This window comes from Frigoribacterium sp. PvP032, assembly GCF_017833035.1.
Classification (GTDB): domain Bacteria; phylum Actinomycetota; class Actinomycetes; order Actinomycetales; family Microbacteriaceae; genus Frigoribacterium.
In genome coordinates this window covers 2447576-2461143 of sequence record NZ_JAFIBM010000001.1, presented here as the reverse complement: position 1 = coordinate 2461143, position 13568 = coordinate 2447576, and the positions used below count along the sequence as shown (strand labels likewise).

Sequence of the window (13568 nt, the reverse complement as noted above, 5' to 3'; positions counted from 1 at the left end):
CGCTCGTCAAGGGGCAGGGCGTCCGCTTCGCCAGCATCGGCGTCGGGCTGGTGCTCGGTCTCGGCATCGTCCTGATCGTCATGACCGTCGCCACGGACGAACCCGTCCCCGTGGGCGTGCTGATCGGGATCGGTGCCGGCGCGCTCGTCCTGGCGCTGGGAGCGACCTTCGTCGGCCTCCTGATCGGGCGCCGCGTGTTCGGGCAGCGCCTCGAGCTGGCACTCCGGCCAGCGGGGGAGACCCGGTGGCAGCACGGCAGGGTGGACGCGGCGCCTGGTCGCCTGGTGTTCACGCCTTACAAGTGGCAGGTCAGGTTCATCTCTGGGTCGCCGACGCAGTACGAGGTCCTCGCGGTGGGTGAGGACACGGGACGGCGTCCGTCGAAGAAGCAGCTGTGGTCGGTCAACCCGGCGCTGCACGTCGTCGAGGTCGAGACGGATCGCGGGACCCTCCAGCTCGGGCTGCAGGGTCACCAGGTCGACGACGTCCGCCAGCGCCTGCAGCCGGAGGCTCCCCGGTCCTGAAGGGCCTTCGTCCGTCCTGAGCGCCTCGCTCGTCAGGATGAGGTTCACGCGACCTGGCCGGAACGCGCCCGCGTCGCTCCTACTGTCGGTGCATGACCTCCTTCCGCCTCGTCGCTCACGTCGTCGCCCCGGCCGGTGGCGCCTCCTTCATCGCCCTCTGGACGATCGCGGAGGCCGGCCGGTCCGGGCTCGCGGGCGTCGTGACCGTGGCGGCCGTCCTCGGCCTCGCCATCGGGCTCAGCGTGTTCGCCCCGCTCGTCGCGCTCGCCGTGGTCGCCGTCCTCCCGGCGATGCAGCTCGTCGGCATAGCGCCCGCAACGAGCGAGACCACGTGGCCGATGTACTTCGCCGTCTGCCTCGTGGCTCTCGTCGTCGCCGCGACCGGAGCTCGACGAGAACGCCTCCTCGCCCTGCCCGCCGCGCTCCTGGCCACGACCCTGGCCGTCGCGAACATGACCGTCCCGACCGACGCCGAGCCGTACAGGTGGACGTCCTGGACGAGCTCGTTCTCGGGATCGCACCCGATCCGCGACTCGCTGACGGTGCTCCTCCTCGCCGGCGTCGGGCTGGTGGTGCTCGCCTGGGGCACCGGGTACGGCATCGGTGCGGCCGGGCGCCTCCGCCGCCTCGACAGCGTCCTGTCGGAGACGGAGGACCGCCTCGCGGAGACGGACCTCGAGCTGCGTCTCGGGGCGGAGCGGTCGCGCATCTCCCGCGACGTGCACGACTCCGTGGCGCACGCGCTGACGATCGTGGTCGCGCAGTCCGAGGGAGCCACGGCGCTGCACCGCCGAGAGCCCGAGGTGGTGGACGTCGTGCTCGCCGCTGTCAGCGGTGTCGCGCGGGAGGCCCTCGCCGACGTGCGCGGTCTCGTCGAGCGCATCACCGAGCCCGGGGACGAGCTGGTGTCGCTGTCGGACGTGCCCGCCCTGGTCGAGCGGATGCGCGGGGTCGGGATGACCGTTGTCGTCGAGGAGCTGGGGGAGCGTCCCGGGCTGCGGCCCGCCCAGCAGCTGACGGTCTACCGGCTCGTCCAGGAGAGCCTCACGAACGCCCTCAAGCACGGCGGCCAGGCCAGCCGAGCGTCCGTCGTCCTCGACTGGCGCGGCGGTGGGCTCGCCCTCCTCGTGCACTCGTCGGGGGGCACACCGTTGATCGCTCGTGGCTCGCTGGCCGGTCCCGGCGCGGGCATCACCGGCATGGCGGAGCGAGCCGCGATCAGCGGCGGGTGGCTCACTGCGGAGCCAGGTGACGCAGGAGACTTCGTCGTCACGGCGTACCTGCCGTTCGGTGGCAGCGGCGGCGGCAGCGTCGGGACGGGCGTCGGCGAGCGGGCACTGCCCCGTGCTGCGTCCGGTGCGGGTGAGGACCGGACCCGTGCCTGATCTCGTGCGCGTCGCCGTCGTCGACGACCTGGCCCTCTTCGCACTCGGGATCCGCATGCAGCTGGACGCGACCGACGACCTCACGTGCGTGGGTACCGCCTCCGACGGGGTGGCCGGCCTCGAGCTCGTCCGCCGCGAACGGCCTGACGTCGTGCTGATGGACATCCGCATGCCCGTGCTCGACGGCCTCGCCGCGACTGCGGCCCTCCGTGACGACGGGGCCGACGCCCCGCGCGTGGTCGTCCTGACCACCATCCGGCACGACGAGGCGGTCTACCTCGCGGCGCGCGCCGGGGCCACCGCGTTCCTGACCAAGGACGCCCGGCCGGAGGTGCTGCTCGCGACCGTCCGCGCGGCGGCGGTCGGCGAGGCGGTCGGCGACACGGAGCAGCTGCTCCGCGACTTCGGACCGCCGCCGACACGACCCCGCCCCGACGTGCTCGCGGTGCTCACCCCGCGGGAGCGCGAGACGTTCCTGCTGCTGGCCAAGGGCCTCACGAACACCGAGATCGCCGAGGCGTCCTTCGTCTCGGAAGCGACGGTGAAGACGCACGTCCGGGCGGTGCTGGCGAAGCTCGAGCTGCGCAGCCGCCTCCAGGTCGTCGTCTTCGCCCATGAGGAAGGACTGGTCAGAGCATGACGTCATCACCCCGCACCGCCGCCGCGGTCGGCCGCCGCGCAGTCGCGCTGGCCGTCGCCGTCGGCCTCGTCGGCGTGGCCGTCGCGAACTGGCCGGCAGCGCCCTCGACGCCTGTGCCTCACCAGCCTCAGCGTGACGTCGCGGCGTGGAGCATGCCCCTCGACGCCGCTGTCGGTGTCACCCCAGACGCAGAGTCGTGGGCCGAGGACCTGCGCCTCCGTCCGTGCCTCGCCGAGCAGGGCTGGACGGCCACGGCTCCCGATCGCGATCCCACGATCCTCCTCGCCGCGGACACCTGGCGCGACGACTCGGCCGTGGTGCCGCCGCTCGACGCGGAGCGAGCCGAGCGCTTCGGCCACGGGCCCGTCACCGACGACTCCGAGGTGGCCTGGAGCACCTGGGCGCGGCAGCACAACGCCGATGCGGAGCTGGGACGCGCTCTCGACAGCTGCCTCCCGGAGGTGCGCGGCACCTCCTGGGGGACGCCCTTCGACGGCCAGGATGTGCAGTCCCGTGCCCGGGAACTCAGACTCGTCGCTCGCCGAGACGCCCTCGCCGACGGCGACGTGGTAGCCGCAGCCGAGCGTTGGCGCGCGTGCCTGACGGAGGCCGCGCCCGCGTCGAGCGACGATCTGCCCGACGACCCGATGGAGTTGCTGACACCCGCTGTCGACTCCGTGCCCGTGCCGGTCACCGACGCAGGCCGCCAGTTCGCCTCGGCCGACGTCGGCTGCCAGGTGTCGTCGGGCTATCGATCGGCCCTCTACGACGCGCAGTGGCACGAGGAGGCGGTGGTCACGAGCGACGACGCGGCGTTGTTCTCGTCGCCGCGAGCCGAACGCGTCGCGCGCACGGCCGACGCGGTCCGCAGCCTCCTGCTCGAGGCGAGACCGTAGACGAACCGTCGGCCCCCGTCCGCGAGCGGCGATGCGCGCAGGGATACTGGGGGCATGCCGGCGCACGTTCCACACGGTCCCCTCAGTCCGGTCCTCGCGGTCGACGCGTGCTGACGGCGGGCCGGTCCGTCCGACGCCGCCGCGTCGTGAGCGTCGTGGCCGTGGGTCTCTGCGTCGCCCTGGCCGGTTGCAGCTCGACGGACCCGGCACCCGAGCGGGACACCGTGATCGACCTGCTGCACGGGGGCTGGCAGCAGGTCCCGGGGGTCGTCGTGGACGGCGACGAACTGCGGGTGTCCGCGACCGGCCGGAGCATCGTCCAGCAGGACGGCGGGGGCGGCCGGCCGGACCCGCCGGTGGACCTCGCGGGGACCCACCTGGTGGGCGTGCAGGACTTCTCGCTCCGCGCCTCCTTCACGGATGTCACCGCCGACGCGACCCTGTCCCTCCTCGGCAGCCCGCCGGTGATCGCGGACGAGTTCCGCCTCGAGCCCGCCGGGCTGCACCTCACCCTCAGCGGCGACGACCTGCGCATCACCGTCTTCGACGGCTCGTCCCCGGACGACGTGGGCGACCCCGAGCCGGCCGAGGACGAGCACGTCACGATCTCCGATCCCGAGGCCGAGCTCGCCGTGGACCGTCGCGGCGATCGGCTCGAGATCACGAGCGACGGTGAGACGGTGTCGACCCTGGCGCTCGGCGACGTCCTCGGCTCGGGCGAGCTCTGGCTGGGGCTGTCGAGCGCAGAGGGGACCTTCACGGTCGAGTCGCTGACGGCCTCGGCGGCGGCCGGAGGCGACCTCGCCGCCGCGGGCCCCGTGGCCGCCGATGCCGAGCCGTCTCCCGACGGCCTGCAGGCGCTCGCCGCCCGCTCACGTCCGGAGTTCCTCGTCGGCGCCGCCGTGGCACTCGGCCCACTCGTCTCGGACGTGGACTACGCCGACGAGTTCGTGGGCGAGTTCGGCGCCCTCACGCCCGAGAACGCGATGAAGCCGCAGGCGCTCTCCCCGCGCCAGGGAGAGTACGTCTTCGAGGAGGCGGACGCCCTGCTCGACCTCGCAGAGAGCAAGGGCATCGCCGTCCACGGCCACACCATCGCCTTCTCCGAGGCGATGCCGCGCTGGATGCAGGACCTGCCCAGCGACACCCAGGAGGAGCGCCAGGCCAGCGCCGACGCCCTGCTCGACTACGTCACGACCGTGGTCACGCACTTCCGGGGTCGGCTGGACTCGCTCGACGTCGTCAACGAGCCGTTCGACGTCGACCAGGGGACGGAGCTGCAGGAGAACACCTGGCTGCGGGTCTTCGGGGAGGACTATCCCGTGGTCGTCTCGCAGGCGGTCCACGACGCGGACCCGGACGTGCGGCAGTTCGTCAACGAGAACGGCGCCGACGTGCCGGGGCCACGTCAGGACGCCCTGCGGCAGCTCGTCCTCGACACGAACGCTGCGGGTGGTCACGTCGACGGCGTCGGCCTCCAGGCCCACGTCTACGACCTCGACACCGACGCCGTCTCGGCCGACGACCTCGGCGAGACCCTCGACAGCTTCGAGGACGCCGGGCTGCTCGTCCGGATCTCGGAGAACGACGTCACGGACGCTCAGGGGCAGGCCGCCCAGGCAGAGCAGTTCGCCACGATCCTCTCGACCTGCCTCGGCTCGGAGACCTGCGTCTCGTACACGACGTGGGGAGTGGACGACCGGTACGACTTCTTCGTCGACGACGACGGCGTGGAGCAGGGCCACGACCTGCTCTTCGACGACGGCGAGGCGACGCCCGCCTACGACGCGGTGCGGTCGGTGCTCGCGGACTGACCGGAGCCCGGCTGCTCGAAGCCCGCCTGACCGGATCCCGACTGCGCGCGGTACTCGTCCGCGAGCAGCGCGAAGACCAGGGTGTCGGTCCACTCGCCCTTGCTCCAGAAGTCCTGCCGGTGGTGTGCCTCCCGCCGCAGGCCCACACGCGCAGCGAGACGCTCGGAGGCCGTGTTGCGAGCGTCCAGCTGCGCGGTGACGCGATGGACGTCGGGCTGTCCGAACGCGAGACGCAGGCCGGCTGCGACCGCCTCGCTCGCGTAGCCGGCGCCTCCGTGCTCGGGATCGAGGGTCCAGCCGAGCTCGACCGTGCGTCGTTCCTGCTCGGTGCGCCAGAGCGACACCGTGCCGATCAGCAGGCCCTCACGCTCGATCACGAGTGCCAGGGCCCCGACGGGCTCGGCCAGGTCCGTCCGGAGCAGGCGCCGTTCGAGCTGTGCCTTCCCGTCTTCGAGGGTCCACGGCTCCTGCAGGAGGTACCTCGCGACGTCCGGCCGGGAGTGGATCGCCACGAGCCGCTCCAGATCGCTCGAGCGATGGAGGCGTAGCGCCAGTCGAGGTGTAGTGGTCACCGTGTCCGAGTCCATGGCCTCGATCCTCCTGCATCGCCAGTCGCCAGCCGCAGCAGCGGCGGATGCCCCGGGCTGTCAGCACCGGACGGCCGAGAGATCGGCCCTGCCTATCCTGGGGCGATGACGGACCATGACGATCTCATCGAGGTGGCTCACCGCACGATCAACCCGCATCGGGCGGGCGATCGCCTCTTCGGCGACGTCGCGGCCGCGCTCGAGACGACCACGGGCGCGATCCACACGGGCGTCTGCATCGACACCGGTTCGGGCACCGGCTTCTGCGCCGAGCACGCGGCCGTCGCCTCGATGGTGACGAGCGGCGAGTACGCGATAGCGAGGATCGTCGCCGTGTGGCGGGACGACCGAGACCGGCTCACGGTTCTGGCACCCTGCGGCCGCTGCCGCGAGTTCATCCGGCAGATCGACCCGTCCAACCTCGACACGTCGATCGTCCTCGGCCACGGCAGGGTGGCACCGCTCCGCGACCTTCTCCCGGAGTGGGAGTGGCCCGAGCCGGAGCTGCCTCGCCCGCGGAGCACCCCGTAGTGGACGATGCACCCCGCCAGGACGGGGTGCATCGTCCACTGAGGGGTTCGAGGCCGGGCGGACGCGGTGCCGCCGGTGCGAGATCCGGGGTGCAGGGTGCCGCGCACGGGGTGCGGGGTGCCGCGCGCGGGGTGCGGCGTCCGGCGTCCGGCGTCCGGCGACGGAAAGCGAACCGCCCCTAGCCGTGTTTGCGCAAACATCGTAGGGTCGACGAGAGGGTCGACGACGACCCCACGGTCGACGTCAGGGTCGGCCGTCAGTTCGACAGAGGGGCTGCATCGACGATGATGCGACGATCACGATCTGTACGACGCGCGGCGACACGGCTGCTGGCGGGGGCGAGCGCCACGGCGCTGGTCGCCGTCGGGCTGGCCACGGCGCTGCCGACCGCCGAGCCAGCAGGCGCAGCGACGACGGCAGGCGCAGCGCAGGCGGCGGCTGCGGCGGCGGAGGGGGTGACCCTCACGCCGAACCCCTGGTACGCGGGCGACCCGTTCCAGGGCTGGGGCACCAGCCTCGTCTGGTTCGCCAACGCGACCGGCGGCTACCCCGAGGAGCTCCGCGAGGACCTCTACCAGGCCGTCTTCGGCGAGGAGGGGCTCGACCTCAACATCGCCCGGTACAACATCGGCGGCGGCAACGCGAGCGACGTCGTCGACTACCTGCGGCCCGGCGGCGCGGTCGACGGCTGGTGGGCCCCGGACGCCGACGGCAGCGCGGGCGTCTACGGAGGCGCCTCCACGGCCTACGCCGACCGCGAGGCCGTGCGCGCGGCCTTCGACGCCGACGACCTCTCGCAGTACGACCTCGACGCCGACGCGACGCAGCGCTGGTGGGTCGACCGCCTGGCGGCCGACGACCAGATCACGCACTGGGAGACGTTCGCCAACTCGGCGCCGTACTTCATGACCGAGAGCGGCTACGTGTCGGGCGGGTTCAACTCGACGGCGCAGCAGCTGAGGACCACGTCGGAGGCCGACTTCGTCAGCTACCTCACCCGGGTCACCGAGCAGCTCGAGCAGACCTCGGGCATCGAGGTCGAGTCGATCGACCCGTTCAACGAGCCGAACACGAACTACTGGGGCACGACGATCCGCGACGGCCAGCCGACCGGCCGCCAGGAGGGCATGCACGTCTCGCCCGACCAGCAGGTGCGCGTGATCGCCGCCCTGCAGGCCGAGCTGGCCGAGTCCGGCACGACCACCGACGCGTTCATCGCGGCGATGGACGAGACGAACCCCGGCATCTTCGCCACGAACTGGGCGGCGTACCCCCAGGCGACCCGCGACGCGGTCGAGCGCCTCAACGTGCACACCTACGGCACGAGCGGTCGTCTCGGCGTCCGCGACCTCGCCAAGCAGGCGGACTCGCCGCTCTGGATGAGCGAGATCGAGGGCAGCTGGGTGAACGGCTGGGACCCGGCGAACATCGAGAACGGCCTCGGCATGGCCGGCCGCGTGACGGACGACCTGCGCGAGCTCGAGCCCGACGCCTGGGTGCTCTGGCAGCCCGTCGAGGACCTCTACAACATGGAGCCGCAGGGCGAGGACCTCAACTGGGGCTCGATGTTCATCGACCTCGACTGCGTCCCGTTCACCGAGGACGGCGCCGAGGTCTGGAAGAGCGAGCGTCGCGTCGCCGACGCCGGGGGCGACTCGACAGCGGTCGAGCCCTGCTCGGTCGAGGTGAACTCGAAGTTCTCCGCGCTCCGCAACTTCACGAAGTTCATCCACGAGGGCGACCGCCTGGTCGCCGTGGACGACGTCGACACCACCGCCGCCGTGCGCCCCGACGGCGACGGCGCCACGCTCGTGCACCGCAACACGACGAGCGTCGACCGCACGGTCACGATCGACCTGTCCCGCTTCGGGGCGATCGACCAGGAGGCGTCGGTCACGCCGTACACGACCACCGAGGCTCCCGAGGGCGCCGAGGTCACCTCGACGGGCGTCGTGCCCGGCACGCCCGTCGCTGTCGACGTCGCCGCCGGGACCGCGACCCTGACCGTGCCGGCGAAGTCGATCACGACCTTCGAGGTGAGCGGCGTCTCCGGCGTCGCCGCCGACGCACCCGCAGTCGTCGACGGCCACGAGTACCAGTTCGTGGGCGTCCAGAGCGGCAAGGCGCTGGGTGCCGCGGCCGGCTCGACCGGCCCCGCCCTCGCCTCCTCGGCCACCACGACGGAGGCGGCGGCCGGCCAGTCCTGGACCGCCCGCGCCGTGCCCACCGCGTCCGGCGACGTCCGCAGGGTGACCCTGCAGGCGGGCGACGGCCGGTTCCTCGCGGCGACCTCCCGCGGCACCGAGCTCCGCGCGGTCGACGCCTCGGCGGCTGCCGCCGACGCGGCCACGCGCTGGTGGGTGACGACGACCGACGGCGGGACCTTCTCGTTCGTCGGCGACGGCGTCGCCCAGTCACTCGACGTCGGCGGCCAGTCGACCGCCGAGGGCGCCCCGGTCGGCGTGTACGGCACGAACGGCGGCGCGAACCAGCGCTGGGCCGTCCGTGACCTCGAGCCGGCCGCTGGCCAGACCGTCGCGGTCCGGACCGACGCTGGCGTGCCTCCTGCGCTGCCCGCCACGGTCGTGGCGCGCTACTCGTGGGGCACCGGGGCCGCGGCGCCGGTGACCTGGGACGCCGTCGACGCAGCTGCCTGGCAGACGCCCGGCCGCGTCGAGGTGACCGGCACGGCGACCGACGTCTTCGGGCAGTCGTTCGCGGTCACCGCGCTCGTCGACGTCGGCGGCCTGACGGTCACCGACCCGGTGTCGCTCACGGTCGCCGTGGGCAGCCCCTCGGCGGGCGTCGTCGCGGCCCTGCCCGAGACGGTGCCCGCACGGGTGGCCGCCTCCGAGCAGACCTTCGACGTCCCGGTCACCTGGGACGCCGCAGACCTGGCCGACGACGACCTCGTCCCAGTGGGCGTCGTGCCCCTGACCGGCACGGCCACGGTCGACGGCGGCACGCTGCCGGCCCGGCTGTCGCTGATCGTCACCGACTCGACCCTCCGCAACTTCGCCCCCGACGCGGGAGTCGCGGCCACGGCCTCGTCGACCGAGTCGGGCTACCCGGCCGACCGCACCCGCAACGGGGTGTCGGGCGACAAGGGCTGGTCGAACTGGGTGTCGTCGGGCAAACCGGCGCAGAGCACGCTGACCTACTCGTTCGACGCACCGCGTGACGTGTCGCAGGTCGCCGTCCAGTTCTACGCGGACGGCTCTGCCCGCAGCTGGGCCGAGAGCATCCAGCTCCAGCAGCAGGCGGCCGACGGCACCTGGCAGCCGCTGCCCGGGTACGAGACGCCGCAGCCCGTCGCGGTGCCGACCGCCGGCGCCCCCGTCGTGACGGCGGAGTTCCCGACCGTCAGCACGTCGGGTGTCCGCGTCGTCATGGACGCGTACGCGAACACCCACCTCACCGTCAGCGAGGTGCAGCTCTTCGAGCCCGTCGCCTCCGACTCGGCGGTGAGCACGGCCGCGACCCTGCGCGTCGACGGCGTCGAGGTCGAGGGCTTCGACCCGGCGGCCGGGTCGTACGACGTGGTCACCCAGGGCTCGCGCTGGCCCGTCGTGTCGGCGATCGCGACCGACACGACGTCGACCGTCACGACGACGCAGGCGGACGCCACGAACGGCGGCGTCGCCAGGGTGCGGATCACGTCGCCGGACGGATCGACGACGACCGAGTACGCCGTGCGCGTCGAGCGCCAGGTCGCGACGACCTCGGCGGTCGTCGTGGGGGAGCCGCGGGTCGGCTCCGAGCTGCGGGTGAGCGTCGACGTCGACCCCGGCGACGCGGCCGTCACCGTCGAGTGGTTCGTCGACGGGGAGGCCGTCGCCCCGGCTGCCGCGGCCGGCCCGTCGACCAGGGCCGCCGTCCTGGCCGGTGCCTTCACGGTGCCGGAGGGTGCCGAGGGCAGCGTCGTCACGGCACGTGTCACGGCGACCGCGGCCGGGTTCGTCGACGCCGAGCCGGTCGAGACCGCGGGCGTGACGATCCTCGCCGCACCCGTCGACCCGCCCGTCGGGGGAGGCGACCCGACCGGACCCGGCACGGGCGGCGACCCGACGGCACCGGGCACGGGACCGGGAGCCGGCTCCGGCTCGGGCTCCGGGGGCTCGCCCTCGGTCGGGACGGGGCAGCCCGGCACGTCGCCGGTCGTCACGGCCGACGACGGTCGACTCGCGTTCACCGGGTCCGGCCCGGCGCTCGGCGTCGTGCTCGCGGCGGGCCTCGGCCTGCTCGTCCTCGGCACGGCCCTGGTCATCCGTCGACGGGTGGGTCGGCGCAGCTGACGCGACCCCCTTCGAGGAGGCGCGGTGCCGGTCGACCGGCACCGCGCCTCCTGCGCGTCCGCCCGTCGCCGGAACACCCCGGAGTGGACGACGCACCCCCGACACGACGGGGTGCATCGTCCACTCCGGGGTGCAGCGCCGGAGCGCTAGCCGGAACCAGCCGCGGCGGCAGCGACTAGGACGTGGACGGCTCGGGCGAACGTGCGGCGTCGACCTCGGGCGTCCGCTCCGGCTCCCGGCTGCCGTCGCCGTCCAGGTCGAGCTCGAGCGCCGCCGAGTGCGCGTGGTCGCGGTCGGTGACCTGCAGCCGCTCGCCCCGCACGTGCAGGTGCCGGAGCTCGTCGGCGTCGAGCACCCCGCCGTTCTCGCGCAGGGCGCGCTCGCGCAGCGCGCGGCCGACGCGGACGTCCCACGCGCTGTTGCGCGCGAGGATGTGGTTGCGGGCGGTGTCGCGCATCGGCAGGGGGATGACCTCCTCGGCCTTGACCCCGCGGCGCAGCTGGCGCATCCGCAGCACCTCGCTGTCGAGCTCGCCGCCGATGACGAGCACGAAGTTGCTGATGTACGAGTAGAGCAGCACGACCACGACGCCGCCGAGCCAGCCGTAGAAGCGGTCGTAGTTCGAGACGGTCGACACGTAGAGGGCGAAGCCGAGCGTGCAGACGGCCCAGATGACGAGCGCGAACATCGCGCCGTACGACACCCAGCGCAGCCGCGGCGGCCGCACGTTGGGCGAGAAGTAGTAGAGCATCGCGACGGCGAACACCGCGAGGGCGGCGATCACCGGCCACTTCACGACGTTGTAGAGGGTGAACCAGGGCTCGCCGAAGCCCGCGGCCTCGCCGATGCCCACGAAGAGCGTCGGGGTCACGAGCAGCAGCGCGGCGATGACGGCGAACGACACCATCAGCACGACGGTGACGATCATCATGTGGCCGCGGAACTTCCAGATCCGGCGCCCCTCCTCGACCTCGTAGGCGGTGTTCATCGCCCGGCCGAAGGCGGTCGTGTACGACGACAGCGACCAGAGCGTCAGCCACAGGCCGACGCCGAACGCGACGCCAGGGTTCGAGAGGCTGAGCATCTGCTCGAGCGGTCGGCGCAGGGTGTCGATCGCGTCGGCGCTGAGCACGAAGCGGGCAACCTCGAGGATGTCGTTCACGGCCGACTCGCCGTCCTGGAACAACGCGACGCCCGACACGAGGGCGAGCGCGGTCGGCAGGATCGCCAGGGTCGAGAAGAACGTCAAGGAGGCGGCGGCGTCGATCGTGCGGTGCCTCAGGAAGTCGTGCCAGACGCGCATCACCACGTACCGGGTCGGCGACGGGTTCTCGGGGAGGGACCGCGTCGCAGGCATCCCCCGAGGGTACAGCGGGGAAGGGGGCGGAGCGCGTGCCGTGCGCGCCGCGGCCAGCGCCGCGGCCGGTGCCCCGGCCGGCCTCTCCTCCGCACCCGGCCACCGCCTCCTGCAGGCCCGTAGGGTCATGGGCATGACGTGGGACGACTCCGGACAGCAGCACCAGGTCGCCGGGCAGCCCGCGCGGGCGCCCGAGCCCGTCTGGTGGCCTGCGCAGCCGGTGTTCGCCCAGCCGGCGCCTCGGCGTCGACCCGTCGCGAGCGGCGTGGCGCTGGCGGTCGGGTTCACCGTCATCGGCGTCTTCGTGCTGGCGCTCGTCGTGTACTTCCTGATCTTCCTGTCGCCGGGCGTGATCCTCGCCGCGAGCCTGCTCGCCTTCGTGCCGCTCGCGATCGTCATGGTCGGCATCTGGCTCGTCGACCGCTGGGAGCCGGAGCCCCGCGTGGCGCTGCTCTTCGCGTTCCTCTGGGGCGCTGCCGTCTCGGTCGGCACCGCCCTGATCGTGGACCTCGTCGTCGGCTCGGTGCAGGGTCTCGTCGGCATCGGGACCGAAGGAGGCGCGGAGGTCTTCGGCGCGGTCGTCCAGGCCCCGATCGTCGAGGAGGTCGCGAAGGGCTTCGGCGTGCTGCTGGTGCTCTGGATCTTCCGGAGGCACTTCGACGGGCCCGTCGACGGCGTCGTCTACGCCGCGACGGTGGCGGCCGGCTTCGCCTTCGTCGAGAACATCCAGTACTTCGCGCTGCAGGTCGTCGACGACCTGACCCTCGGCAGCGACGGCCTCGTGTTCGTCTTCGTCGTGCGGGCGCTGATGTCGCCGTTCGCCCATGTGATGTACACGGCCTGCACCGGCATCGCGCTCGGCTGGGCGGCCCGCCGCACGGGCCGCCTCGGCGCGATCGGCTGGTTCGCCCTCGGCGTCGTGCCCGCCGCCGCCCTGCACGCCCTCTGGAACGGCGCCCTCGTCGTCGTCGGCGACGGCTTCTTCGTCTACTACCTGCTGGTGCAGGTGCCGATCTTCGTCGCGATGGTGCTGCTGGTCGTCTTCCTGCGCCGCAACGAGCGCCGGGTGACCCACGCACGGCTCGCCGAGTACGCCGCGGTCGGCTGGTTCAGCGCCGACGAGGTCGCGATGCTCTCGACGGCCGCCGGTCGTCGCCGTGCCCGACGCTGGGCCGCCGCGAACGGGACGGGGCCCGCCATGGGGCGCTTCGTCTCCGACGCCACGCGGCTCGCCTTCACCCGCCAGCGGCTCGTCAAGAGCAAGCGGGGGCACGACGAGGGCGCGCGCCGCGACGAGGCCGACCTGCTGGCGGCGCTCGCCGCGAGCCGGGCCGCGCTGCAGGCGCCGCCCGGGGCGTTCGTCGGCTGGCCGCAGCAGCCCGCGCTCGCCTGGCAGCAGCAGCCCGTGCAGGTGCAGCAGGTGCAGCAGTCGCAGCAGGTCGCTCCGGAGCAGCAGCACTGGCAGTCCGGCCCGCCCACGCACGATCCCTGGGGTCGCCCCCTCCCGCCGCCCGGCTGGTGAGCGGACGGCCGAGGGCA

10 protein-coding genes are annotated in these 13568 nt (G+C 73.2%); 8 read left to right on the top strand and 2 right to left on the bottom strand.

Features of this window, described 5'->3' with window-relative positions:
* The first annotated feature begins 80 nt into the window (after positions 1-80).
* From JOE35_RS11295 to JOE35_RS11275, 5 genes are all read left to right on the top strand, one after another.
* Positions 81-524: a hypothetical protein gene (locus JOE35_RS11295; protein ID WP_209561148.1), complete on the top strand. Its 444-nt coding sequence runs from the start codon at positions 81-83 to the stop codon at positions 522-524.
* A gap of 92 nt (positions 525-616) precedes the next feature.
* Positions 617-1909: a sensor histidine kinase gene (locus JOE35_RS11290; RefSeq protein WP_209561147.1), complete on the top strand. Its 1293-nt coding sequence runs from the start codon at positions 617-619 to the stop codon at positions 1907-1909.
* Positions 1902-2549 carry a response regulator transcription factor gene (locus tag JOE35_RS11285; protein ID WP_209561146.1) on the top strand — a complete coding sequence of 216 codons (648 nt, stop codon included), beginning with the start codon at positions 1902-1904 and terminating at the stop codon, positions 2547-2549. Before JOE35_RS11290 ends, JOE35_RS11285 begins: the two co-directional genes overlap by 8 nt.
* Complete coding sequence (locus tag JOE35_RS11280; protein ID WP_209561145.1) at positions 2546-3445, top strand: hypothetical protein; 900 nt, start codon at positions 2546-2548, stop codon at positions 3443-3445. The genes JOE35_RS11285 and JOE35_RS11280 overlap by 4 nt, the downstream gene beginning before the upstream one ends.
* A 161-nt stretch (positions 3446-3606) precedes the next feature.
* Positions 3607-5259 (top strand): endo-1,4-beta-xylanase, encoded by a 1653-nt coding sequence (locus JOE35_RS11275; RefSeq protein ID WP_307803052.1) that lies wholly within the window; start codon positions 3607-3609, stop codon positions 5257-5259.
* Here JOE35_RS11275 and JOE35_RS11270 read toward each other — a convergent pair.
* On the bottom strand, positions 5226-5846 hold the full coding sequence (locus JOE35_RS11270; RefSeq protein WP_209561144.1) for a GNAT family N-acetyltransferase: 621 nt from the start codon (positions 5844-5846) through the stop codon (positions 5226-5228). The genes JOE35_RS11275 and JOE35_RS11270 overlap by 34 nt on opposite strands.
* 105 nt (positions 5847-5951) lie before the next feature.
* On the opposite strand from JOE35_RS11270, the gene JOE35_RS11265 reads away from it, so the two are divergent.
* Together JOE35_RS11265 and JOE35_RS11260 are read left to right on the top strand one after the other, a co-directional pair.
* Positions 5952-6377 (top strand): cytidine deaminase, encoded by a 426-nt coding sequence (locus JOE35_RS11265; RefSeq protein ID WP_209561143.1) that lies wholly within the window; start codon positions 5952-5954, stop codon positions 6375-6377.
* Between the two features lie 284 nt (positions 6378-6661).
* Positions 6662-10672 carry an Ig-like domain-containing protein gene (locus JOE35_RS11260; protein WP_209561142.1) on the top strand — a complete coding sequence of 1337 codons (4011 nt, stop codon included), beginning with the start codon at positions 6662-6664 and terminating at the stop codon, positions 10670-10672.
* Positions 10673-10847: 175 nt separating this feature from the next.
* On the opposite strand, the gene JOE35_RS11255 is transcribed toward JOE35_RS11260, so the two are convergent.
* Complete coding sequence (locus tag JOE35_RS11255) at positions 10848-12029, bottom strand: YihY/virulence factor BrkB family protein (protein WP_209561141.1); 1182 nt, start codon at positions 12027-12029, stop codon at positions 10848-10850.
* A gap of 133 nt (positions 12030-12162) precedes the next feature.
* Between JOE35_RS11255 and JOE35_RS11250 the strand changes: the two genes are divergently transcribed.
* Positions 12163-13551 carry a PrsW family intramembrane metalloprotease gene (locus JOE35_RS11250; protein WP_209561140.1) on the top strand — a complete coding sequence of 463 codons (1389 nt, stop codon included), beginning with the start codon at positions 12163-12165 and terminating at the stop codon, positions 13549-13551.
* Positions 13552-13568 lie beyond the last annotated feature (17 nt).